This is a genomic window from Pseudomonas sp. LBUM1658 (assembly GCF_059716055.1).
In genome coordinates this window covers 2,671,196-2,695,339 of the sequence record NZ_CP166798.1, presented here as the reverse complement: position 1 = coordinate 2,695,339, position 24,144 = coordinate 2,671,196, and the positions used below count along the sequence as shown (strand labels likewise).

The 24,144-nt window shown below is 58.5% G+C and carries 21 protein-coding genes and 2 pseudogenes; 12 read left to right on the top strand and 11 right to left on the bottom strand.

Annotated features, from left to right (window positions below):
* Window positions 1–182: 182 nt before the first annotated feature.
* Window positions 183–626 carry a hypothetical protein gene (locus tag ACA064_RS12450; RefSeq protein ID WP_497673612.1) on the top strand — a complete coding sequence of 148 codons (444 nt, stop codon included), beginning with the start codon at window positions 183–185 and terminating at the stop codon, window positions 624–626.
* A 70-nt stretch (window positions 627–696) separates the two neighbouring features.
* Here ACA064_RS12450 and ACA064_RS12445 read toward each other — a convergent pair whose 3' ends face one another.
* Window positions 697–1,593 carry a LysR family transcriptional regulator gene (locus ACA064_RS12445; protein ID WP_497673611.1) on the bottom strand — a complete coding sequence of 299 codons (897 nt, stop codon included), beginning with the start codon at window positions 1,591–1,593 and terminating at the stop codon, window positions 697–699.
* A gap of 171 nt (window positions 1,594–1,764) precedes the next feature.
* Between ACA064_RS12445 and ACA064_RS12440 the strand changes: the two genes are divergently transcribed.
* From ACA064_RS12440 to ACA064_RS12415, 6 genes are all read left to right on the top strand, one after another.
* Window positions 1,765–3,855, top strand: coding sequence for an acetate--CoA ligase family protein (locus ACA064_RS12440; RefSeq protein WP_497673610.1), 2,091 nt, complete (start codon window positions 1,765–1,767; stop codon window positions 3,853–3,855).
* Window positions 3,852–4,646: an enoyl-CoA hydratase/isomerase family protein gene (locus ACA064_RS12435; RefSeq protein WP_497673609.1), complete on the top strand. Its 795-nt coding sequence runs from the start codon at window positions 3,852–3,854 to the stop codon at window positions 4,644–4,646. Before ACA064_RS12440 ends, ACA064_RS12435 begins: the two co-directional genes overlap by 4 nt.
* A complete protein-coding gene (locus ACA064_RS12430; protein ID WP_497673608.1) occupies window positions 4,643–6,082 on the top strand; it encodes an aldehyde dehydrogenase family protein in 1,440 nt (479 codons plus the stop codon). Before ACA064_RS12435 ends, ACA064_RS12430 begins: the two co-directional genes overlap by 4 nt.
* Window positions 6,079–6,900: an enoyl-CoA hydratase gene (locus ACA064_RS12425; RefSeq protein WP_497673607.1), complete on the top strand. Its 822-nt coding sequence runs from the start codon at window positions 6,079–6,081 to the stop codon at window positions 6,898–6,900. The genes ACA064_RS12430 and ACA064_RS12425 overlap by 4 nt, the downstream gene beginning before the upstream one ends.
* A gap of 121 nt (window positions 6,901–7,021) precedes the next feature.
* A complete protein-coding gene (locus tag ACA064_RS12420; protein WP_497673606.1) occupies window positions 7,022–8,338 on the top strand; it encodes an MFS transporter in 1,317 nt (438 codons plus the stop codon).
* A gap of 292 nt (window positions 8,339–8,630) precedes the next feature.
* A complete protein-coding gene (locus ACA064_RS12415; RefSeq protein WP_497673605.1) occupies window positions 8,631–9,485 on the top strand; it encodes a universal stress protein in 855 nt (284 codons plus the stop codon).
* Between the two features lie 133 nt (window positions 9,486–9,618).
* Here ACA064_RS12415 and ACA064_RS12410 read toward each other — a convergent pair whose 3' ends face one another.
* From ACA064_RS12410 to ACA064_RS12380, 7 genes are read right to left on the bottom strand one after another with little or no spacing between them, the layout of a single operon-like run.
* Window positions 9,619–10,986, bottom strand: coding sequence for an ATP-binding protein (locus ACA064_RS12410; RefSeq protein WP_497673604.1), 1,368 nt, complete (start codon window positions 10,984–10,986; stop codon window positions 9,619–9,621).
* Entirely contained in the window at window positions 10,983–11,645 is a 663-nt protein-coding gene (locus ACA064_RS12405) for a response regulator (protein WP_497673603.1), read from the bottom strand. Before ACA064_RS12405 ends, ACA064_RS12410 begins: the two co-directional genes overlap by 4 nt.
* Before the next feature lie 11 nt (window positions 11,646–11,656).
* A complete protein-coding gene (locus ACA064_RS12400; RefSeq protein WP_497673602.1) occupies window positions 11,657–12,301 on the bottom strand; it encodes a tetratricopeptide repeat protein in 645 nt (214 codons plus the stop codon).
* On the bottom strand, window positions 12,298–13,107 hold the full coding sequence (locus ACA064_RS12395) for an SDR family oxidoreductase (protein ID WP_497673601.1): 810 nt from the start codon (window positions 13,105–13,107) through the stop codon (window positions 12,298–12,300). The genes ACA064_RS12400 and ACA064_RS12395 overlap by 4 nt, the downstream gene beginning before the upstream one ends.
* Entirely contained in the window at window positions 13,094–13,786 is a 693-nt protein-coding gene (locus ACA064_RS12390; RefSeq protein ID WP_497673600.1) for an iron-containing redox enzyme family protein, read from the bottom strand. The genes ACA064_RS12395 and ACA064_RS12390 overlap by 14 nt, the downstream gene beginning before the upstream one ends.
* Complete coding sequence (locus ACA064_RS12385) at window positions 13,783–15,264, bottom strand: AMP-binding protein (RefSeq protein ID WP_497673599.1); 1,482 nt, start codon at window positions 15,262–15,264, stop codon at window positions 13,783–13,785. The genes ACA064_RS12390 and ACA064_RS12385 overlap by 4 nt, the downstream gene beginning before the upstream one ends.
* Entirely contained in the window at window positions 15,254–15,931 is a 678-nt protein-coding gene (locus ACA064_RS12380; RefSeq protein ID WP_497673598.1) for a thermostable hemolysin, read from the bottom strand. The genes ACA064_RS12385 and ACA064_RS12380 overlap by 11 nt, the downstream gene beginning before the upstream one ends.
* A gap of 231 nt (window positions 15,932–16,162) precedes the next feature.
* On the opposite strand from ACA064_RS12380, the pseudogene ACA064_RS12375 reads away from it, so the two are divergent.
* Window positions 16,163–16,378 (top strand): annotated as a pseudogene (locus ACA064_RS12375) (cytochrome b); the annotation flags it as partial.
* Between the two features lie 184 nt (window positions 16,379–16,562).
* Here the strand turns inward: ACA064_RS12375 and ACA064_RS12370 are convergent.
* Window positions 16,563–17,216, bottom strand: a complete 654-nt coding sequence (locus ACA064_RS12370; protein WP_497673597.1) for a peroxiredoxin — start codon at window positions 17,214–17,216, stop codon at window positions 16,563–16,565.
* A 287-nt stretch (window positions 17,217–17,503) separates the two neighbouring features.
* On the opposite strand from ACA064_RS12370, the gene ACA064_RS12365 reads away from it, so the two are divergent.
* On the top strand, window positions 17,504–18,310 hold the full coding sequence (locus tag ACA064_RS12365) for a DNA/RNA non-specific endonuclease (RefSeq protein ID WP_497673596.1): 807 nt from the start codon (window positions 17,504–17,506) through the stop codon (window positions 18,308–18,310).
* Between the two features lie 1,035 nt (window positions 18,311–19,345).
* Window positions 19,346–20,880, top strand: a pseudogene (locus tag ACA064_RS12360) (M15 family metallopeptidase).
* 237 nt (window positions 20,881–21,117) lie between these two features.
* On the opposite strand, the gene ACA064_RS12355 reads toward ACA064_RS12360, so the two are convergent.
* Window positions 21,118–21,471 carry a DUF1428 domain-containing protein gene (locus tag ACA064_RS12355; protein WP_497673595.1) on the bottom strand — a complete coding sequence of 118 codons (354 nt, stop codon included), beginning with the start codon at window positions 21,469–21,471 and terminating at the stop codon, window positions 21,118–21,120.
* 247 nt (window positions 21,472–21,718) lie between these two features.
* Here ACA064_RS12355 and ACA064_RS12350 point away from each other — a divergent pair, with 247 nt between their 5' ends.
* Window positions 21,719–22,399 (top strand): type 1 glutamine amidotransferase domain-containing protein, encoded by a 681-nt coding sequence (locus ACA064_RS12350; protein ID WP_497673594.1) that lies wholly within the window; start codon window positions 21,719–21,721, stop codon window positions 22,397–22,399.
* Between the two features lie 116 nt (window positions 22,400–22,515).
* Here ACA064_RS12350 and ACA064_RS12345 read toward each other — a convergent pair whose 3' ends face one another.
* A complete protein-coding gene (locus tag ACA064_RS12345; protein ID WP_497673593.1) occupies window positions 22,516–22,884 on the bottom strand; it encodes a DUF427 domain-containing protein in 369 nt (122 codons plus the stop codon).
* A gap of 230 nt (window positions 22,885–23,114) precedes the next feature.
* On the opposite strand from ACA064_RS12345, the gene ACA064_RS12340 reads away from it, so the two are divergent.
* Window positions 23,115–24,056 (top strand): class I SAM-dependent methyltransferase, encoded by a 942-nt coding sequence (locus tag ACA064_RS12340; RefSeq protein WP_497673592.1) that lies wholly within the window; start codon window positions 23,115–23,117, stop codon window positions 24,054–24,056.
* Window positions 24,057–24,144: the final 88 nt, after the last annotated feature.

Genomic DNA, 24,144 nt, shown 5'->3' with positions numbered 1-24,144 from the left:
CTGAACAATGCGTCGGGACGCGCGACTTCCGCAGATCACCCAGGGAGAACCATACAAACCGTCGCGGTGTCCTGATGTTTAACGGGGCCAGTCGGTTCCGGGTGCTACGCTTTCATTTCATCGAATAGAGTCGAAGCGATGCCCACCGAAAACTCACTCCCCAGACAGTCGAAGGTGCAGCCATGAAGCGGATTCTGCTGATTGGTGGCATCACCGTGGCGATTGTCGGCGCGATGACGTATGTATTTATCCAGTGGGAAGCCGCCGAGACCCAGAAACGGGACGCTCTGTGTGTAGAAGCCAAGCAGTCCCTGAAAGAAGTGGAAATCCGAGCGCGGGCGTTGGCTGCCGGATTGTCTTTAGAGGCGTACGCCAAGGATGAGGAAGCCAAAGTGGCTGCTCTCATCGATGCTCTCGACGCCGCTAATAATGAAGCTGAGGTTAACGCCGTAATAGAGGCCCACGCTGCCGCCATAGAGGCGCAGGCTGCGGCTATTGACGCTGAGGTTGACACTCGAGGCGATCAAATATTCCTCGAACAGCGACTGATGAAGCAGCGGATACCTGCCGATGTCAAACAGGAACTCCAACGCGCCGCGAAGGCAGTAAACGATGCTTGTGGTTAGCGTTCAGCGATGACAAGCCGCTCCCCCCGGCCAAAGGCACCCCGAGCACCGGGTGTTGACCATCGTTGAGCTAGCCAAGAAGCGGTTTGGCAAGTTCGCGCACATAACCACCTACCACCCTGGCGGCTTTAGAGAGCGGATGGTGATGGGTGAAAGCCAAGGCTATGGTTCGTTTGATCTCCGGTCTTTTGATCCGCACAGCGTCCAGCAACCCACGCTCGACATCTTCCTGTATAGCCAGAAACGGCAGGATGGTGAATGCCCCGCCAACAGCCGCGACGTCCTTCATTGCATTCAGCGTGTCGACCTCGATGACTACGTTCAACGCGATTTGATGCTTGCGCGCCAACTGATCAAGGGTGGTTCTCAATCCGTTAGGGCGGGACGGCAGAATCAGCGGGAAATCCGCTAATGCGGCGAAAGCAATCTGTTGCCCATGTCCCGCCAGGCTTGTGGCTTTGCCGACCAGATAGGTGTCAACAATACCTAATGTCTCTTCATCGCGTGCGTTGGTTACCCCGTAACGGTTAACGACAATCAGATCCAGCTCACCCGCCGCCAGTTTTTCATCAAGGTCACCGCTGAAACCTTCCACCACATGAAGGCGTACCGCAGGCGCGTGGTTTCGTAACTCAGTGAACAGCGACGGCAGCAACCTGCGCGACATCGATGGCAGAACGCCGATATGCACGGTGCCTGCGGGTATGCCTGCAGATTCTCTGACCCTGGTTTCAAGGCGCTCTGCCTGCTCCACAAGCAGACGAATATCTGGCAGCACAAGCCGCCCGAAATCCGACACAACCAGTCCCCGCCCGGTGCGCACGAACAGTTGATCGCCCCACTCCGTCTCCAGTTGCGCCAATTGGCGACTGACCAACGATTGAGCCGTGCCTAACGCAATGGCAGTCCGGGAAATCGAGCCCAGTTCGTCCATCAGAAGCACGCTCTGCAGCTGTTTGAGGTTCATCGACGCCCTGCTCTCAAGCCTGTTTCAGTCGTCAAAACATAAGGCATACGCCACCGCCAAGCCATCACTATTTGATGTATCTGATATCACCTATATGACACTTCCAGATAGCCATAGGGCTCCCTAGACTCGAATCAGACCTGAAGCCAACCCTCAGAATCGAGAAGCCCCATGGCCCATAACAATAAAAGCGGCTCGACAGCTTTATCGCTGTTCGACCCATCCAGCGTCGCCATCATTGGTGCGTCGGACGATCCCAACAAAGTGGGCGGACGGCCCATTCACTACCTGCGCAAGTTCGGTTACGCCGGCCGCATCTTGCCTATCAATCCCAAGCGCGAGTCGGTTCAAGGCATCCAGTGCTATCCCGATCTCGGCGCACTCGACGTTATCCCGCAGGCAGCAATCATCGCAGTCTCGGGTTTGGCGGCAGTGGAGGCTATCAAGGAGTGCGCGCGGCTTGGTGTCGCGACGGCAGTAGTCATGGCCTCCGGATTTGCCGAAACCGGCGACAAAGGTCGCCAGTTGCAGAATGAACTGGTGGAATTCGCTCGCTTGCATGGCATGCGCTTGATCGGGCCCAACGCCCAAGGCTTCGCCAATTTCGCCAACGGTGCTGTGCTGAATTTCAGCACCATGTTCATGGAAGTGACGCCGGCGGACGGGCCCATCGCCATTGTCAGCCAAAGTGGTGCGGCGAGTGTGATGCCTTACGCCATGTTGCGTGAACAGGGCTATGGCGTTCGCTATCTGGTAGCCACCGGTAACGACGCAGATTTGGGAGTGTCGGAGCTGACTCGGTTACTCGTGGACGACCCGTATATTCGCCTGATTCTGGTTTACGTAGAAACAGTTTCCAATCCGCAATTGCTGGCGCAGGCAGCACAGGTTGCCCGTCAAAACGGCAGTCACATTGTGCTGCTTAAAGGTGGCGTCAGCGATAAAGGCGCGGCAGCCGCGGCGTCCCACACTGGCGCGATGGTGGGTCAGGATGGGGCACTCGAGGCCTTTCTCGACAGGCATGGAATCTGGCGTGCCCACGACATTCATGAGTTGGTTAACGCAGCACCGCTTTACCTGAATGGCTTTGCACCGGGTGCTGGCCGAACAGTGGTGATGAGCCACAGCGGCGCGGTCGGTGTGCTGTGCGCCGACGCCGCCGAGCGTGTCGGGCTGCCACTGACCGAACTGGCGGTACCTACCCGCGAACGCCTGAAAGGCCTCATTCCCGACTTCGCCAGCGCTGCCAACCCACTGGATCTGACGGCCGCCCTGCTCGGCAACGGCGAGATGTTCCCGGCCGTTCTCGATGCCCTCGGCGAAGACCCGGAGGCTGACATGTTTCTCATCGGGATTCCCGTGGCGGGCCCAGGCTACGACGTACCGGGACTCGCACGGACCACTGCGCGATTCATGCAGCGAACCGGCAAGCCCATCGTCATGACGGCGCCACAGGCGGATGTCAGGGCGCATTTCCAACAGATGGGAGTACCGAGCTTTCGCAACGAAAGCGATGCGGTATCGGCGCTTCGTCAGTATGCCCGAAATTGCCAATGGCAAGGTTCACCCCTGCCCGCCCCCACGACTACCAAGCCGGGTTCGTATGTCGGCCTGCTTGACGAGGCTGACAGCCTGGCCTTGCTGGCGAACGCAGGCGTGCCGGTGGTCGAACACCTGGTGTGCCATGACCCCGAGAGCGCAGCGCGCATCGCTGCCGACTTCGGTGGGCGCGTCGTGATCAAAGGTTGCGCCGCACAGGTGCCGCACAAGAGCGAGCACGGCTTGGTGCATCTCAACCTCGCCGATCCGCAAGCGGCGTTGAACGCGGCGCGTCTGTGCCTGGGTGCATTGGACAAACTGGGTGTTCCCCATGGGCGGCTGATCGTGGCCCGCTCAGTCAAGGGGCTGCATGAATTCATGCTCGGAGTGGTCGTAGATCCGCTGTTCGGACCGCTGGTGGTGATCGGCGAAGGAGGCACCCTGGTCGAGATTCGCCAGGACAGCGTTTCGTTGCTCGCCCCGTTCACTCAGGCGCAGGCGCTGGAAGCGATCAGTCGACTGCGCATCGCCCCGGTACTCAAGGGCGCTCGCGGTCAGCCACCACTCGACGCGCCTGCCCTGGCCCGGGCGGCGGTGGCGCTAGGCGGCTTTGCCCTTCAACACCAGGCGAATCTGCTGAGCGTCGACGTCAATCCGGTCATGGTCATGGCCGAAGGGGTGGTGGCAGTCGACGCCGTTATTGAATACCGGGAGGCACCATGAGCAGCAGTCATATCGATAGCCCACGCAGCGTCCTGGTTGATATCGAGGATCATGTTGCGCTAGTCACGCTCAATCGCCCTGCCCATCTGAACGCAGTCAATCGCAGCCTGCGCAGCGCATTGATCGCTACGCTTGCGCAGCTCAATCAAGATCCGGCGGTAAAAGCAGTGGTACTGACCGGTGCCGGTGACCGAGCGTTTTGTGCCGGCCAGGATCTGGAAGAAGCCAGCGCAGTTGACTGGAAGCAGATTGCCCCTTGGTTGAACGCGCAGCGCGCCATGTACCAGGCCGTACGCGACCTGGACAAACCCTGTGTGGTCGCCATCAACGGCGTGGCGGCCGGTGCGGGAATGCAATTGGCGCTGTGTGGCGACTGGCGTGTCGCCTCAGCTGATGCCCGGATTGGTCAACCGGAGGTAAAAGCCGGTCTGGCCAGCATCGTCGGCTCCTACTTATTGTCGCTGCACGTCAGCCTGACCCATAACACCCAGCTGTCTTTGTCGGGTGAACTGATCAATGGGCAGCGTGCTCATGAGATCGGGTTGGTGACAGAGCTGTGCCCCTCGGACGTTATCGGCGCCGCACTCGCTCGCGCGCGTTTCCTCGCCAAACACCCTGCAACGGCCATCCGTTTATCCAAACAACGCTTGCGGGCGATCACCCAGCCGGGCTTCGACGACGCCTGTACGGCCGGCATTCGCGCCCAGCTTGAGTGCTACGCCAGCGGTGAACCGCAGACCTTGATGAGCGCGTTTCTAGACGCGCGTGCACGCAAAGGAAATAAACCATGACTGACTACCCACATCACTTGATCAACGGGATCTGGACGCAAGCTCGATCAACCGACCACACAACGGTCTACGACTCTGCAAGCGAAACGGTGCTTGGGCAAGTAGCCCACGGCACCAGCGAAGAAGTCAGCCTCGCTGTTCAGGCTGCTAAAACGGCCTTCGCCTCATGGTCGGCGTTGCCAGTCAGCACAAGAGCTGACTACATGCGAGGCATCGCCAATCAGTTGGAAGAACAGGCTGAACAGCTTGCGCAAGGGATCGCCGCGGAGGTCGGCATGCCGTTGAAACTGTCACAACGGATACAGGTTCAGGCACCGATCCTGGCATGGCGCGCAACAGCTGATCTCGCTGTCGAGTGCCTGGCAGACTCCGTGCTCGGACACTCCACCATCACCCATGTTCCGGTCGGGGTAGTCGGTGCAATTACGCCATGGAACTACCCTCTGAACCAGATAACCGCCAAGGTCGCAGCAGCCTTGGTTGCAGGATGCACCGTCGTACTCAAACCTTCGGAGCTGGCACCTTGTACGGCTCGTGCACTGGGTGAAGCTGCGCTGGCAGCCGGCCTGCCTGAAGGCGTGCTGAACATTGTCATGGGGGATGCGGCTACCGGCCAAGCGCTCGTCGACCATCCCGATATCGCCTTGCTGTCCTTCACCGGCTCCACAGCCGTGGGCCGGCGTATCGCAGCCTCGGCAGGTCAGGCGTTGAAACGTGTGGCCCTGGAACTGGGAGGCAAATCAGCCTGCATCGCGACAGCGGATGCCCCCGCTGAAAGCGTGGTTCGTCAGGTGGTTGGATCATGTTTTCTTAACTCGGGACAATCGTGCAACTCGCTGACCCGCCTTCTCGTTCCCGTCGAGTTGTATGAAACCTATCGCGCGCTACTTGCCGACGCCGTGACACGCCTGACATTAGGCGATCCCATGGACTCAACCACGCGCATGGGGCCATTGGTGTCAGCGGCGCATCGGGATCGAGTACTCGCGATGATCACTGATAGCGAATCTCAAGGTTTCGACCTGATTGCCGGTGGCAGCCAAGCGGCAGTGCCGGCGAGCGGCTACTTCATCGCCCCGACGATTTTCGGTCGAGTTCCCCCTCGATCGGCGCTCGCGCAGCAGGAGGTTTTTGGCCCGGTGCTCAGCGTCATCACTTATGAAAGTGAACAGCAGGCAGTCGAGATTGCCAACGGCACGGCCTATGGCCTGGCCGCTGCAGTGTGGGCAGGCAGTACCGAGCATGCGCTGAACCTCGCCCGTCAATTGCGCGCGGGTCAGGTCGATGTCAATGGAGCGCCCTACAACCCGGCAGCACCCTTCGGCGGCTTCGGCGATTCGGGTCTGGGCCGCGAGGGCGGGACGTATGGAATCGAGGAGTTTGTGGAGGTCCGCGCCATTCAAATGCCCGTTGCAGGCACGAGGGAAAAATCATGACCTTTAAACAGATCGAACTGAGCCGCTTCGGGGCTCAGGAGCATGTCGCCCTGGTGACGCTGATGCGCCCGGACAAGGTGAATGCGCTGACCAAGGTGATGGAAGCGGAGCTGCGTGAAGCCTTCGCCCGGCTGGATCGCGACGACAGTGTTCGCGTCATCGTGCTGACCGGTAACGGTCGAGCATTCTGCGCCGGCATGGACATCGACGAGCTTGAGGTGCTGCCACCCGACGACATCAGCGAAATGGCCTGGATGCGCCCCTATGACATGAACCGTCGTGCCGACTATCAAAGCCGCTATTCGTATTTCCCCGGGGTACGCAAACCCATCATCAGCGCGATCAACGGCGCCGCCGCGGGATTGGGATTGGTGCTGGCGCTGTACAGCGACATGCGCTTCGCTAGTGAGACGGCGGTGTTTTCCACTGCCTTCGCCAAACGCGGGCTGATTGCAGAGCATGGCATTGCCTGGCTGCTGCCGCGCATTGTCGGGCCAGGCCACGCTGCTGACTTGCTGCTCTCCTCGCGTAAGGTCTCGGCGCAGGAGGCATTGAGCATGGGCTTGGTTGAGCGCCTGTTTTCGGCAGAAACCCTTCTGGATCAGACGCTTGAATACGCCGAAGAACTGGCCCTCAATGTCTCGCCGCGCTCTGTGCGAGTCATCAAACAGCAGTTGGGTGAGTCCCCTTTTCAGACCCTTACAGAATCAATTGCACTGGCCAACCGCGAGATGTTTCTGAGCATTCAGAGCGATGACTTCAAGGAAGGTGTGGCGCACTTCATGGAACGACGACCGGCGCGCTTCAGCGGCAGCTGATTAATCCCGACAGCCTTCAGAACTGCCACAATCGCCGGTGGATAGTCCCTTCGACTGTTCCGCTGGCGATTACAGGGCATTGATATCACGAGTACTCCATAAAAATAACAAGGAGTCAGCGATGACTATTCTCGATATAGCAGAACAACACGCCGGCGAGCACAGCCCTGCCCTCGCCGACTCAACGTTCAAGAAAATCATGTGGCGCTTCATGCCGTTGTTGTTCCTTTGCTACGTAGTCAGCTACCTGGACAGGATCAACGTCGGCTTCGCCAAACTGACCATGCTCAACGACCTGTCCTTCAGCAATGCGGTATACGGTCTCGGCGCCGGTGTGTTCTTCATTGGCTACTTCTTCGCCGAGGTGCCCAGCAACATGATCCTGCACCGCGTCGGAGCGCGCCGCTGGATCGCTCGTATCATGATCACCTGGTCGCTCATCTCGGCGGCTACCGCGCTGGTTCAGACTCCGATGCAGTTCTACATAGCGCGATTTTTTCTGGGCATTGCCGAAGCAGGCTTTTTCCCAGGCATCGTGCTCTACCTCACCCTTTGGTTTCCGGCCCATCGACGGGGCAAGATGGTCGCGCTGTTGATGGCGGGCAATCCAGTCTCCGGAATCCTCAGCGGCCTGGTATCGGGCTATATCCTGCACACCATGAACGCCGTACAGGGTCTGGCGGGCTGGCAATGGCTATTTATCATCGAAGCCGCGCCCGCACTGATACTGGGTATTGTTGTGCTGTTCTTTCTCACCGACAAAGTCGACGACGCTCATTGGCTGAGCAATCAAGAACGAACATTGGTGGCCGAGGAGATCAAGCACGACAACAGCACCAAGACCCACAGTTCAGTGCGCCAAGGATTACTGGGTGGCCGGGTGTGGTTGATGTGCGCAATTCTGTTTTTGTTGGTCATGGGCACCAGCACCATCGGCTTCTGGCTGCCCAGTATCATCAGCAACTCGGGTATAATTGATCCCAGGATGATCGGGGCCATTTCGGCAGTGCCTTATCTGGCGGCATTGCTCGGCATGTATTTGGCCGGCAAAAGCTCTGACCGCCATCGTGAGCGTCGTTGGCATGCCGCCATCCCGCTGCTTGTTGCAGTGCCAGGTTTTCTGATCTGCGCGTTCTTCCCGTCAACCCCATGGTTGGCCATTACCGGCCTGATCATCGCCACTGCCGGGATCATCACTTCGCTGCCAATGTTCTGGGCGCTTCCAACGTCTTTTCTGGGCGGTGCGGGGGCGGCAGCGGGAATCGCTCTGATCAACTCCACTGGCAATCTGGCCAGCTTCGCCGGCCCTGCCTTACTGGGTTTCTTGAAGGATCTGACTCAGTCGATGACCACTGGGCTGGTGATCGTAGCGGGCTGCGTGTTCGTCTCGGCAATGATCATTCTGGTGTTTGTTCCAGCCAGGCTGGTCAATCGATGAGTCTCGAACTTCTCTGATGGAACCGTTGCAGCTCCTGAGATCCCACAGGAGCTGCACTCCATCAGATCGAATAGGATTTGATCAGAGTTTCTCTTAGTTAAAAATCAACTAACTCAGCCGACCAGCTGCCTGAGCGTCAAGCACATTAGCCTTATAATTCTCGGCCATCGAGTTGAGCGAGCTGAACACTCGCCGGAGCGCAACTCGATACCTATTGCCAGGATCGGATATCTACACTTTGGTGGTGGTGGATTCGCAGCAGTCCGGGGAGCTGATTCTGAACAGAGCTAAAATGATTGCCAACGCCACCCGGTCCCATCTGCATCTGCTGGCCTGCGACAAGCAACACAAACATGCCTCCTACCTGAACGACATGCAAGGCGCCCTGGTACAGGAGGGTTACAGCGTCAGCTCCCAACAGGCCTGGCATGGGAGTCCGCACAAGACCATCATCGCCGCCCAACAGGCGGAGGGCTGCGGCCTGGTGATCAAGCAGCACCTGCCCGACAATCCACTGCTCAAAGCCCTTCTCACTCCCGAAGACTGGAAGCTGCTGCGATACTGCCCCAGCCCGGTGCTTATCGTAAAAACCGCCAGGTCCTGGATCGGTGGCAACATTCTGGCCTCGGTCGATGCCGGCAACAGTGACGTGGAGCACCGCCTCCTGCATTCCGGCATTGTCAGCCACGGCTACGACATTGCCAAAATGGCCGGCGGCACTCTGCACATGATGAGCGCCCACCCCTATCCCCTGCTCTCGGCAGCCAACCCCATACTCCAACTCAAGGAGAGCATCCAGGTTTTCTATCGCGAACTTTGCAAAAGGTTCCAGGCCGAATTCCACATCAGCGACGATCGCCTGCATATCGAGGAAGGCTCGGCCGATGTGCTGATCCCGCACGTCGCGCACAAGCTCGAAGCCGCGCTCACGGTGATCGGCAGCGTGGCCCGTACCGGACTGTCCGGCGCATTGATCGGCAATACCGCCGAGATGATTCTGGACACCCTGGACAGCGACGTACTGGTGCTCAAACCTTACGACATCATCACTCACCTGGAGGAACTTGCCGCCCCACACTCCACTCCATCGGATACCGCGGCATGCTCATGGCCGTATAACCATCATAACCATCGACCGCATACCTGAAAGTCAGTGAAGCGCCCTCGACCAACCCATGATCGGTTGTTATTTGACCCACTGCGGACACTGGCAAATGTTGGAGATAACCAGCGCCGCAGCGCAGTGCAGGGAACCCAAAAAAGCCCATGAAAAATCGACGTTATGAATCACTGATCTCCAGGGTCGCGCGTAGTCCCCCACAAGGTCGATTCTCCAGCCTGATCTGACCGCCCAGGCGGGTGGCGATGGTCTGTACGATGGTAAGTCCCAGACCCGCGCCCTGGTCATTTGCGCGGCTGTAGAACCGCTCGAAAAGCCGATCACGTTCGGCTTCATCGATGCCAGGTCCCTGATCGTCGACAGACAGCTCGAAATGTCCCTCTTTCTTTGCCAGCCGCACGGTGACGACTCCGTGTTCCGGAGAGAAGTTGGCCGCATTGCTCACCAAATTGTTCAGTGCAATGTCAATGGCCGCGGCATCGGCCTTGACCCGATAAACCCCGTCGCTGACATCGAAAGCCAGTTCCAGCCCCTTGCTCAACAACCAGGGCGTCAGCTGAACCAGACCTTCGCGAACCGTGGCCACCAGATCGATGTATTGCAGCTGCGGAGCACCTGATTGTGGTTCAAGGCGGGCCATGGTGAGCAACTGGTTAACCAGTCGACTGGTGCGGTCCACGCCGACGATCAAGTACTCGAGGGACTCGCGACGTTCTTCCTCGGTCCCCGCCTCCAGCAAGTTCTGCGCATGGACCCTGAGTACCGCCAGTGGTGTACGCATTTCATGGGCAGCATCGGCGATAAAGCGTCGTTCACGTGCCAGCACCTCGCGGATTTGCACCAGCAAGCGATTGAGGGCTGCCTGCATGGGTTCAAGTTCGCTGGGCAAAGGCATCAGTTGCAATGGTTCAAGTGAACCCGAATGCCGCGCACGCAGGGTTGCAGCCATATTCGCCAAAGGTTTGAGGCCCCAGCCGATGGCCAGCCAGATCACTGCGGCGAGAATCAAGCTACCGATCAGATTGGGCACCAGCGTGTGGCGAACGATGCGATCGACCAGATCGGCGCGCACATCATCGCGCTCGCCGACCCAGATTTTCAGGCCGTACTGGCTGTCATCCAGCACAAACGCCCGCCATTTATGGTTCTTCAGATCAACCAAATCGCTGAAACCCGACTTGCTCGGCGTGGAAGTAAAGGACGGTGCACTGGCCGTGTGAACCAGCAGTTCACCTCGGGAATTCCATACCTGGAAAGCGATCTTGCTTTCATAGGGGTGACCGTCGATTTTCGGGGTCGCCAGGCTCAAAGCCTGATTGAAGGCCTGGTAAAGCTCGGTGTGCTCCTTGCTGGCCATCGGCATGCGCATGACGCCTTGCAACAAACGGGCGTTCTGGGCCAGTTGGGCATCATAGACTTCATCAATTTCATGCTTGCTGTCGTGGAGATTGAACACACTGATAATCAACAGGCCGACGAATAATAGCCCGAGGATCAGTATCAGTGTCCGGCGCCGGATGGACATCATCGGCGTTCTTCCACCAGGTAGCCGACACCGCGAATGGTGCGGATCAAATCCGTGGAAAATTTCTTGCGCAGATGATGTATGTGCACCTCCAGGGTGTTGCTCTCCGCTTCTTCGCTCCACCCGTATAGCAACTGCATCAACCGTTCGCGGGTCATCACCCGTCCCGGAGGAGACAGCAATTCGTAGAGTAGCTGGTATTCCTTGGGGGTCAGCGCCACGGCTTGGTCGTGATAGGTCACCTGTTGGGTACTGGGGTCCAGACAGATACCGGCATGCTCGATCATCACTCGAGCGCGGCCGGCACTGCGACGCAAAAGCGCCCGCAGTCGGGCTTTCAATTCAGCCAGGTCGAAGGGTTTGACCAGGTAATCATCGGCGCCGGCATCCAGACCGGCAATACGGTCTTCGGTGGCATCCCGCGCGGTGAGAATCAGCACCGGTAAGTTCGACCCGCTCTGGCGCAAGCGACGCAATACTTCAAGGCCGTCCATGCGCGGCAGGCCCAGGTCGAGTACCGCCAGGTCAAAGGTTTCACTGAGCAGCGAATGCAAGGCGCTGCTGCCGTCTTTCAGCCAGTCGACGGTGTACCCCTCTCGACTCAGGGCCTGGTGAATACCCTCACCCAAAGCAACGTCATCTTCAATCAGTAATAGGCGCACTAAGACTCCTGTCAGTTCAGTTTTTTACCGACATCGACCAGCAGCGCCTGAATCTCCTGGCGCCGACCACTATCCGCCACTTCCCGTCCTGGACGGGCGGGCGCTTGCAGCGCCTTGAGCAAGGCCGCCTTGGCTTCGCCGTAACGACCTTGACGATAGAGATGGTCACCCCAGAAGTACAGACTGTCGATGCCATCGGGATTGAGTGCCAAGGCTTGTTTCAACAGTTGCTCGGCTTTGTCCGCGTCACCAAAACCGATGGGCCAGCCAGGCACTCGATCATACAGCGCCGCCAGGCTGGTATAGGCCGAGCCTTGCAGAGCACGCGGGTCCAGCGTCAGGGCTTTTTCGAAATCGACACGGGCGGCCTTGGCCTTGCTCAGCGCGCCCAATCCGCCCTGCGCACCCGCCCAACTGCTGGTGACGATGCCGGACCAGATCCAGGCTTCGGCGGCATTCTGGCGGGTCTGAGTAAAGGCTGTCGCTTCCCCGGCGAGTTTCTCAAAGGCTGCGGTACGCTGTTCGGCTGGCAACTCGTACTGGATGTGCGCCCAGCTTCGCTGAATGCTGGCAAGACGCTGTTGATCCGCACTGTCGAGTGCCCATGCGGAGCCGCTTGACACGCCTAGAAGGACACAGAAAATCATCTTTTTCATGGTTTGGGCTTCTCGCTTTCTTGCTGGTGGCTGAGTCGGCGAATCAATGGCAGTTGCTTGCGCAAGCCACGGTCCACCAGGTTGGGCAGCAGACTGTTCAAGCGCACGAAAAAGCGCTCAGGCCAGCCCAGGTAAAGATCCCGATGATCCCCGGCAATGGCATGGACCACCGCGTTGGCAACGGTTTGCGGGTCGTCGACACTGGCCTTCAACGCGTCGTTCAACGCCTGTACCGCGGGGCTATTCATCGCGGTACGAGTAGCCCGGGGGGCGACATACAGAACGCCGACCCGGGTATCCGCCAGCTCCCGGCGCAACGCCTCGGAGAAACCGCGCAGAGCGAACTTGCTGGCGCAGTAGCTGGCGTACCCCGGATAGCCGATGGAGCCGTAGATCGATCCGACATTCACCACCATCGCGGCTTCAGCCTCCTTGAGCAGCGGCAATAGTGTGCGGGTGAGGCAAATCGGCGCGCTGATGTTCAGCGCCAGCAGCGAGGTGATTTCGTCATCCTCCAACTGTTCAAGCATGGCGAAATGGTTGGTGCCAGCAGCGTTGATCAGCATATTCACGCCGCCGATGGCTTTGGCTGTGGCGAGGACCTTGCGTCGGTCGGCGATGCAGGTCAGGTCCGCGGCGATCCACCAAAGCTGGTCGGGGTAAAGAGCCAGCAAGGGTTCCAGAGGCTCTCTGTGTCGTGACACCGCCAGCACATGGGCGCCACTGGCACACAGCGCGCGGGTGATGGCCAGGCCGATACCGCCGCTGGCCCCGGTCAATACGACCCTTACTTCAGAAAGACGCATGCGCGCTCTCCCCGATTCCGGACCTGGGTGTCACGCCGGGCAACTCGCGGAACATGTCGGTGTAGAGCTTGTAGACGACCCTGGAGGCGTGAATGACCGCGGCCTGGTCGGCCGGATCCTCCAGGCGATTCATCAGCCGGCGATAGGTCTGCATGTGTTCCACATCCAGCGCACCGTGAGAACTGAGGTAGCTGAAGGCGGTTGCAGGCAGTTCGAGTCGCTCCCGAATGCTATCGGCGGCATGGGTCGCCAGCGCGATGCTGGTGCCTTCCAGTACATTGACCATGCCGAACAGTCCCACCGGGTTACCCCGCTCGATCAAGTCGTAAAGAAAGCTGACCATCAACTCGATCGGCAGCCCGGGCCCCCCTTCTATGACGACGTCCCGGTTACCGCCACAGGCGACGATGTCATCGAGTACCCATTGTTCATGACCGTACTCTTCTTCAATGTATTCGCAGACCGCACCGCGCAGCCATTCGAGGCGAACCGGCAGGCGCGCACCACAGGCCATCATCAGCGGGACAGTGTGACGGACGTGGTAATAGGCCTGCATCAGAAAGGCCCGATAACTTTCCAGGCTGACTTTCCCCGTAAGGGCATCGCGAATAATGGGCAGGTTGAACAGCATGTGACGTTCTTGTTGGGTGGCTTCTTGTAGCGTGTCAAAAAAACTCATGACGTGGATTCCTCAGAAGAGACAGATGAGGTGAACAGTTGCCGGTAACGCTCAACAATGGCTTCGCGACGGGGGCGGCCGTTAGCAGTGAGCAAGCCGTTGGCTGGCGTAAAGGGTTGATCGAGACGGGTCCAATGGTGAACCTGGGCATAATCGGGCAGTGTCTGATTGGCCTGCACCACGGCGGCGCCGAGCTCGCTGTCGGTGCACTGCGCAGTGTGCGGCCACAGCAATGCATGGTTACTCGGCAGCGCCTCGCCATAGACGAACGCCTGGGCGATGTGGCTGCGCTGGGTCAATTCAGCCTCGACCCATTCGGGGTTCACATTGCGGCCAAAACTGGTGACGAATTGGTGCTTCTTGCGGCCTTTGAGATAGAGAAAACCTTCGGCATCGAACTCACCCAAATCACCGCTGTGCCACCAGTCATCGGACCCGGGCGCCTCCCCCAGATAACCCAGCATCGGTGAACCGCTGATCAGTACCTCGCCGTCGTCGGCCAGACGAACCTGAACATGGGGCAAAGGTTTGCCGACACTGCCGGGACGCAGAGCACCTGGACGGTTGAGACACACCACCGAGGCGCATTCGGACAAGCCATAGCCCTCATAAACCGGCAGACCAAGACGTTGTGTCCGTTGCAGCAGGTCCAGCGAGACCCGGGCGCCACCCACCGCGGCAAAGCGCAATGTCGCGAAATTGAAGGCTTTTTGCTCGGCAGCGTTGACCAGCAGCAGCAAACATTGCGGTACCAGAATCAAGCTTTCAGGTTTGCGCTGGGCCAGACAGCCGAGCAGTTTCTGAATATCCACCCCACTCGCACCTTGAATCCCCAGTGTTCGCTGGCTTGGCAGGCTCAAGGTGGCACCGGCATACAGCGCAGCGTAACAACCGAGGTTTTCCAGCAGGATCGCTACCGGCAGTAACGCCAAGTGATGGCGCGGGTCGTTGGGCCGGCTGGCTTGATCCAGCTCGCGAGCAACCGTCAGCAGGCTGTCGGCACTCAGGCAGACGCCTTTCGGGGTGCCGGTGGTTCCGGAAGTGAACGTGAGCTTTGCAGTGCCCTCGGGGATGCGCTTGGGACCGGTGAAAGATCGGTGCCAGAATTCGCCGCGCTTCACATAACCGGCGAGTTCCAGTTCAGGGGCCAGATCAGCCTCGGCGATGACCAGTTGCGCCTGGCTCTGCTCCAGACAGTAACTACGCTGGGCAGGACTGAAGAAGCCCGGCAATGTCAGACAGGTCAGCCCTTCGAACAGCACCGCAAGATCCCAGAGCATGGCGTCCGCGCCGTTCTCCAGGACCAGGGCTACAACATCAACCCGTTCATCACGCAGGCGTTGTTGCCGATAGACCACCTCCGCATACAGCGTGGCGTAGTCCAGCCGCAACTCATTACCCCATATCGCCAGGGCGTTGGTCTTTTGTTCGGCATGTTTGCGTAATGTCTGTTGGAATCGCAGCACTTCAAGCGACATGACTGGTTTCCTCGATCGACGACTGCATACCGAGGCGGTTGAACATCCCCATATTGCGCAAGTGAATGAAGCCGGCGCGAATATTGCCCACATGCACGGACGGCCGACTCTCGTAGTAACTGCCCCAGGCGTGTCGGTCTTCTCCCAGGCGCTGTGGATCGGCGACGCACAGCGTTACGGGCCGCAAACCCAGGCGATGGAAGCTGTTGACCAGGCCGATGCTGCCGGTAAACGCCACCCACTCCAAACCGCCCATCGCCAGCAAATAGGTCATGGCGACGATGCTCAGGCGGGCGCTGCCGGTATCGATGGCGGCAAGATTGCCAACCTCGACAATACCCATACGGTCAACCGGGCGATCGGCAGCCGCACAAATCTGCGGCTCGATCGGATCGTCCAGGTAGCGCTCGAGAAACATCGACCCCGCGCTGGCCAGCCGCACGCCAGCCACAGCATTAAGCGTTCCTGCTGCGTTACTGAGCCCGAACAGTTCAGGCATGAATTGGCTAATCTCGGCACCGTGTGCCTGACGAAAACGCTGCTGAATAAAAGCCTCGAATGTCGGGCGCAACTCATCATCGGGCAATGACCTGTGCAGACTCATGGCGGGCGTCTCGGCATTGCCGAAATGCAGGGGTAAGCGGATGTTCCAGTTGAAACCGGGCATTGGAAGAACTCCTCCCATGAATAATCAGGGTGGAGTATCAGTCGCGATTCTTAAGGGAGTCTGAAGGTGCATCGAGATAAAGGGGGAGCAGTCTTCAGACTGCCTTAAGACTGCCGAGCCAAGGTGTCGCAGACCAACAAGCTGATTAGCTGAATCACTTGGCTTCTCTTGCTAGCGCAATGACGCGGACGGCTTGCAACGACACCCACGAGGTCCGCTTATGAATACAGACTTATTGCCGCCGGCAAACCGGTTCCCTGGTTCGGGTTCTCCCTGCCCTCGCCGATCGGTCTGGATTCCGCAATGGCCAAGCAATTCAAAGAGTGGCATGAGTTGATTGGCAGTGCCGGGTACTGGCTGATCGGGATACATGCCGGCGCGGGGCTCTATCATCATTACTGGATGGGTGATAACGCCCTTGCGCGGATATTGCCCAAACGTCTCTAACACTTGTTATGTGCGCGGGCGGGCATGTCCTGCCCCGTGAACCTGCTACAAGAATGACCATCGTCACGGCACCGACAGTCAGGTGGATTGGCTCAGTCAACGCTTCAATCGGTACCTACAGCGTAGAGTCGCTCCCAGATACCAATCCATTCTCCAAACGTGACTGAGCCCTTGCTGGCTGTTGTTACTTCGGTTGCGCCACGGTGCGTAAATAGGGCTTCAACGTCTTGAAGCCCTGCGGGTACTTCTTCCTGGCCTCCTCGTCGGATACCGAAGTGGGAATGATCACGTCCTCACCCGGACGCCAGTTCACTGGGGTGGCGACTGTGTGCTTGGCGTTTAATTGCAGAGAATCAAGCAGGCGCAATACTTCATCGAAATTGCGCCCGGCACTCATTGGGTAGATAAGCATCGCCTTGACCTTCTTGTCCGGGCCGATGATGAACACCGAACGTACCGTGGCGTTGTCCACGGCGGTGCGTGAGCCGCCACTGGCATTCGGGTGAATCATGTCGTAGAGCTTCGCCACCACCAGATTCTCGTCGCCAATCATCGGATAGTTGACCGCATGGCCCTGGGTCTCTGCGATGTCGCCAACCCAGGCCCGGTGGTCACTGACCGGGTCGACACTGAGCCCGACAATCTTGGTGTTGCGTTTGTCGAACTCCGGCTTAAGTCCAGCCATATAGCCGAGTTCAGTGGTGCACACAGGGGTGAAGTCCTTCGGATGCGAGAACAGGATGGCCCACTTGTCGCCAATCCACTCGTGGAAGTGGAGCGGGCCTTCAGTGCTTTCGACGGTGAAATCCGGTGCTTCGTCGCCAATGCGGATTGCCATGTTCGATCTCCTTTCAGTGACTGATAGGGAAGCTGCCAGAAACCTGACTGCTGTTCCAACGGCACTCTGAGTCTGCGTTGAGCCCGTCAACGCGAATCAAGTATAGGAGATGCACCAAAAAAAGCCGGAAACCAAGTATTCCCGCTGTAAGCCCTTGAATTAGCATATCTTATGCCGTCATCAGCGTTCAGCGGGTGATTCGTTCAATAGACCACTTTCACTCAGGTCCCGTGATTCCGGGCTTTGCCGTAAGTATCCCCTTCACCCCAATTCGAAGATTTTCAAGCATGAACCTACGCAACATTGCAGTGGGGCTGTCGACCCTTTTTTTGTTCGCGACTGGAGCGGCAGAAGCTCGCGACCTGCAGGCAATTGACCTCTATTCACGCACTCAGCAACAGGCATCGTTTGATGGGTGTGCAAACCTGTTCCCGGCAGCCAGGCCGATCAGCATGGCGAGTGTGCCTGCAAAGATGAAGCCCTTGGCCCTGTGCTCCGACAACTTTGCAGTGCTGTACTCGCAAACCAGCAAGACGCCGTTGGTTGTGGTGGAGCGTCTTAATTCAGACCAGCTACAGGATGCCAAGGGTGAGGAACGAACCAATCAGTTCTATCCCGACCCACGCATTCCCAAGAGCGGGCGGGCAGAGTTGAGCGATTACCGTGGTCAACATCCGGCGGTGGATCGTGGCCATCAGTCCCCGGCAGCAGATGCACCGAATCCGAATGCAATGGCTCAGTCCTTTGCGCTGTCGAACATGGTGCCGCAAGACCCAACCAATAACCGGAAGATCTGGAGCAAGGTCGAGTCTGATGTAAGAAAGTTCGCGAAGCGAGCCGATGGCAATGTCTTCGTCTTTACCGGACCGCTCTTTGACGCTGGCCATACCACCATTGGCGACAATCAGGTCTGGGTCCCTACCCGCCTGTTCAAGCTGGTCTACGACGCTTCGTCAAAGCGGGCCTGGGCCTACGTGCTACCCAACTCGGAAACCCGCATTGAGAGGCCGATGGACTATGAGACTTTCGTGAAGACCACCGGCCTCAAACTGCTGGGAAATCTACCGGTCTCTGGTTCAGTGGGTCGCTCTTGATCTTCCAGAGTCCGCTTCCCTGGCGGGAGTGTTGAAGCACTGTCCGCCACAAGGAGGTGGCACTCGTTACCAGAGCCCGCAACCACGGGTTTTTTTGGCCTGCTACGCTTATCGGTGTGCCTGATTGGGCGGCCTGTACCCAATGTTGCCCGCTCATGACGGTCAATATGGCAAGCACTCTGGCTTGCCATTGGGAGGCAGCATGAAACATCGGGGGCGCCGCAGGAGGACCGATAGGCGCACTGGTAGGAGCAGCCATCGGATTGGTGGCAGGAACCGGCGTGCAAGTTGCTGTCGAGCAGGAGGGGCAGGCCTACAAGGTTCGCAGCAGCTCCGGCGAAGAACGAGTTATTCGGTCTCCGCACGAAGAGTTCACTATTGGGCAAAAAGTCGAAGTCAGCGGCACACGATTGCACGCTACCACGCCCTGACCAGGCCTTCGTTGGCGCAAGCCTTGAGGCCTGGAGCCTCATCAATGGCTAACGCCAGGACTGACCTGGTCCGACCTATAGCGACCAGGTCGCCCCCACCCTTTGCCAGTACACGAAAAGTGCCTTTGGCTCGCGCACGCCAGACACGTTGGCACAACGGCCTCTTTCGGATCGATTCCGGTCAGTCGTGACCGGCAGAAATCAGCGGTTGGCGCGGCCTGGGCCCAATGCCAGTTAGTTAAGCGAACGCTGCATCCCTGTAGGAGCGAGCTTGCTCGCGATGGACTCAAGGTCGGCGCGTTTATTCAGAAAACACGCGTTATCGTTAACGTCCATCGCGAGCAAGCTCGCTCCTACAATAGGGCCTAGGCCGCGGACTCGCGTAGTGACGAGGGTGTTTATTGGACGATGGTTCAGCGCGCAGTGAGTGAGGGTTTCACAGTGGCATTGCTGGTGGAGCGGGTCACGCATTGCTACTGTCCCCGACCCGACCCATTGCCTGATCGGGTTTGAGAGCCGGAATCCTTGGAGGCATCGCATGCACTCTCTCTGCAAAATCACATCTCTGCCCTCCCCAATGCCATTTCCGGTTCGTTCACGCAGCATGCTCGCGCGGCCCTGGCTGCGATGGAGCCTGTGCCTGAGTATTGTCGCGCCCTGCATCGCCGGCGCCGAGCCAAGGCCAGAGCACATGGTCTATTTGCGTACGATCGATCCGAGCATTGAGCAAGACATCCGCTATGCCAGCGCCCACAACTTCACCGGGCACCCACTCGACGGTTACGCCGCTGCCGAGTGCGTGTTGTCGCTGGGCGCCGCCAAGGCCATCGCTCGGGTACAAATGGCACTGCGTACGCAGGGCTACGGGTTGAAAGTATTCGACTGCTATCGACCCAGCCGGGCTGTCGCCGATATGGGGCGCTTCGCGACGCAACCGGGTGACCCACGCAAAGCCGAGTTCTATCCGCGCCTGAACAAGCAGGACTTCTGGCGTCTGGGTTATGTGGCACGGGTTTCGAATCACTCCAAAGGCGCAACCGTGGATGTGACACTGACAGGTCCCGAGGCTCTGCCCGCCGGAATCTGGACTCCCTCGGCCGCGCAAGTCGATTGTACTGCCCCCTACGGTCAGCGTTGGCGCGACGGCGCACTCGATATGGGAACAGGTTTCGATTGCTTCGACGAGCGAGCGCATACCCGCAACCCGATGATCAACGCTACCGCCAGGAAAAATCGCCAGCTGCTCGGCAGCGCCATGGAAAAAGAGGGGTTTGCCGGATACTCGGCCGAATGGTGGCATTTCACATACAGTCGGAATGATGGTGTGAAGCGTGTGATGGATTTCCCCATTACGCCGCTGGACTCCAGCGTCACAGATCAGGCGCTTCACTGAGGCTTATCCCGGAGCGATTAACCATGAGTAGATTGTTTAAAGCCTGGTCGCTGTTGGTGCTGCTTTTTCCATTTGCAACGATGGCGCAGGTGCTCGACACCAGCAATCAACTGATCGTGGTCACGACAAAAAACTGGACTGACATCCAAGGGACCGCCCAGCGCTATGAACGGCATGGGAAAACCTTTCGAAAATACGGAGATTCGTTTCCGGTGGTTGTAGGCAAGAGCGGGATGGCTTGGGGCAAGGGTTTAAGCAGCGTTGAACAACGGGAAGGTCCGGTCAAACGTGAAGGTGACGCAAAAGCGCCTGCCGGGATATTCAAACTTGGAACGGCTTTTGGCTACGACAGTACGGCCGAAACCAAACTGCCTTATCTCGCTCTGACATCGACCACCGAATGCGTGGATGACAGCAACTCCAGACGCTACAACGAGCTTGTCGACGGGTCGACGGTATCAAAGGACTGGAACAGCTCCGAACGCATGCGTCGCGATGAGGGTTTGTATCGAAAAGGCATTTTTATCGAGCACAATACGCCGGCGTCCCCTGCTTCAGGCTCATGCATTTTTTTCCATATCTGGCGTGGCCCCACTTCCCCAACGCGTGGCTGCACAGCCATGGATCAAGCGGATATTTCTCGTTTGTTCAGCTGGCTGGATCCTCGCGAGGCCCCTCTACTGGTGCAAATGCCCGAAGCGCAATACGAGCACTTTCGCGAAAGCTGGAACCTTCCCGAACGTTGATACCGTCGACTCAAGCCCTCGCTCGCCCTCTATCCGTTCGCGCTTGTTCCGATCTGTGGCGAGGGGGCTTGTCGGAACGCCGCACCGCCCCGCTGGGGCGCGCAGCGGCCCTAAAACCTGCAAACGCCTTGTATCAGGTACACCGCGTTCACCGACTTTACGACTGCTACGCAGCCGAGCGGGGGCAAGCCCCCTCGCCACAGTATTCGGCAGCTCTTAAAACATGTGTAGATACCCCTAAGCGCTCACAATCATCTCGAAACCGCCGAAAATCATCCGTAGTCCATCGAAGGGCATCGGGTTGACGTCGGGTTGGATCCGCGGGTCGGCCATGACTTTCTGCATACCCGCGTCACGGGTCTGGCGCGAGGGCCAGATGATCCACGAAAAGACCACGGTCTCGTCTTCCTTGAGTTTCACCGCCATCGGGAATGAGGTCAGCTTGCCTTCGGGCACGTCGTCGCCCCAGCACTCGGCGACACTCAAGGCGCCGTACTCTTTGAAGATCGCCGCAGCGGACTCGGCATGCTGCTTGAATTTTTCGCGGTTGGCGGTTGGGACTGCGGCAACGAAGCCATCGACATAGGACATGATCAATCTCCTGCCTGGGATGCGAGAAAAGCTGGAACCGACGTTGGGCGGATCCCGTCGTCGATCGCAGAGGGTTCTGCCTGTTAGTCGATCCGGTAGACGTCATTTCGACACGAAGAATCGATCAAGCCGACCGGCGGCCATTTCCGCCAATTCAGAATGATCCGACGATTGATGACTATGCTGAAGCGTCTGACGCCAGGGAAATAGCGGCAGTTACCCACTGCAAAAAAACCGGAGGCGAATCATGAGCAAGAAGATTCTGGTGGTAGTAACCAGCGTCGAGAAATACCCGACCCTGCACCGCGCAACAGGTTTGTGGCTCGGTGAAGCCGTGCACTTTGCAGCTAAAGTCCAGGCTGCCGGTTACGCGGTTGACTATGTCAGTCCTCAGGGCGGTTATACCCCCGTTGATCCCCACAGCCTGTCCATGGCGCAACCGATCGACTGGGAGTGGTACCACGACAAGGCGTTCATGAACCGACTGGGCGCGACACTCAAGCCGAGCGAGGTCAATGCGGATGACTATGTCGCCATCTACTATGCCGGCGGCCACGGCGTGATGTGGGATTTCCCCGGGAACACCGAACTGCAGGCCGTGAGCCGAAAAATCTATGAAAGTGGTGGCGTCGTTTCCTCGGTTTGCCACGGCGCAGTGGGTTTACTCAACATCAAATTGTCTGACGGCTCCTTGCTGATCAAAGATAAGCAGGTCACCGGCTTTTCCAACGAGGAAGAAAAAATCGCCGAACTGGATAAGCACGTGCCCTTCCTCACCGAGTATGAATTGGTTGCCCGTGGCGGCGTGTACAGGAAGGCCGACGATCCCTGGGTTCCGTTTGCGATTGCCGATGAACGGGTGGTCACCGGGCAGAACCCCGCTTCGGGTGGCGCCGTTGCCGACCTGGTGCTGGCAGCCCTTAAATAAACCTTCAACCAAGGGGAAATCCAGAGTGTCCAGGAGAGTTGAAGGACATTCTGGATTTTGCCGACAAGGGGAAAAACTGCTGATTCGTAGCTTCGTTATCTCCTGAAAAACGACAATCAAACCTCGGCGTCGAGGAGTTCGAACTTCACTTGATCGGGATAGAACGCCACGTATCCGCGAATCTGCTCTACCGATACCTTGGGATCCTCATAACTCCATGCCGCGTTGGCGCGTTCATGCCCCGGGACTTGCAGACTGAAATAGCTGGCATCGCCCTTGTAGGGGCAATAGCTGGTGTGATCGGTGCGGGCAAAGTACTTTTCTTCGATGTCCTCCCGCGGGACGTAGTACACCGGAGGGTAATTGGTCTCAAGCAACACCAGCGCCCGTGCGGACGCGGCCACCTGGATACCGTGAAACTTCACCAGCAGGCAGCCGGGCTGCTCGGCGACGGTGATGACAGGACTAGGACCGGAGCTTTTCATGGAATACGTTCCTCATGACGGTGATGGACCTGTGGGGGCAAGGATTGCCCACGATGGGCTGCGCAGCAGCCGTAAAACCACGATCTATCAGGTATAACCCAGGTTTCGCAATCACGACGGCTTCGCAGCCGAACGGGAGCAAGCTCCCTCGCCACCTTTTTACCTTGTAGGGGCTCAGGCACTGCAATTGTGTTTAAAATGCCGCCCCTTCAAATTGCCGACCCTGCCCGATGACTCCTGACGCCCTTTGCACTCTGCATCACCATTTGCTGACGGCCCTGGCGGCTGCCCCGGAAGAAACCCGCCGCCTGTTCCATGGTCGGGGCCGGTGCTGGCCGGGGCTGGAACAACTGACTGTCGACTGGATGCAGGGCGTGGTCCTGGTCTCGCTGTTCAAGGAGCCCGAGCCGGCGCAACTGGAGGCATTGAAGCAGCTGCTGATGGAGATCACGGAGTCGCCTGAGTGGCACCAGTCCGGCGCACAGAGGTTACTGCTGCAACACCGCTACCTGCCGCAAAGCACCACCGAATGGCTGCTGGGGGAAGCTATCGACGAATGGACGCTGACCGAGGGCGGCCTGCGTTATCGGGTGGACCTGGGCAAGAAACAGAACAATGGCCTGTTTCTCGACATGCGCTACGGCCGCGATTGGGTGCGGGCCAATGCCCAGGGCAAGCGGGTGTTGAATCTGTTCGCCTACACCTGCGGGTTTTCGGTGGCCGCCATCGCCGGCGGCGCGGAGCACGTGGTCAATCTGGACATGTCCCGCGCAGCCTTGAGCCGTGGCCGCGACAATCACCGGCTCAACGGACACGACCTGAGCAAGGTGAGCTTTCTCGGTCACGACCTGTTCAAGTCCTGGGGCAAGGTGATCAACACCGGACCTTATGATCTGGTGATCATCGACCCCCCTTCCTTTCAGAAAGGCAGCTTTCTGCTGACCAAGGATTACCAGCGGGTGTTGCGCCGCCTGCCGGAACTGCTCAGCAGCCATGGCACTGTACTGGCGTGTATGAACGACCCGGCCATGGGCCCGGACTTCCTCATCGATGGCGTAACCCGCGAAGCCCCGAGCCTGCGCTTCGAACAGCGCCTGGAAAACCCGCCGGAATTTGCCGACATTGACGCTGAAAGCGGCTTGAAGGCGCTGGTGTTCAGGCAGGGTGAATAACTGCTGCTTTGGGCCAGCACGTTCGACAGGCGTCCACCCAGACGGTTTGATTCAACTGCTGACCCTGCTTAACATGTCGAACGCTCAC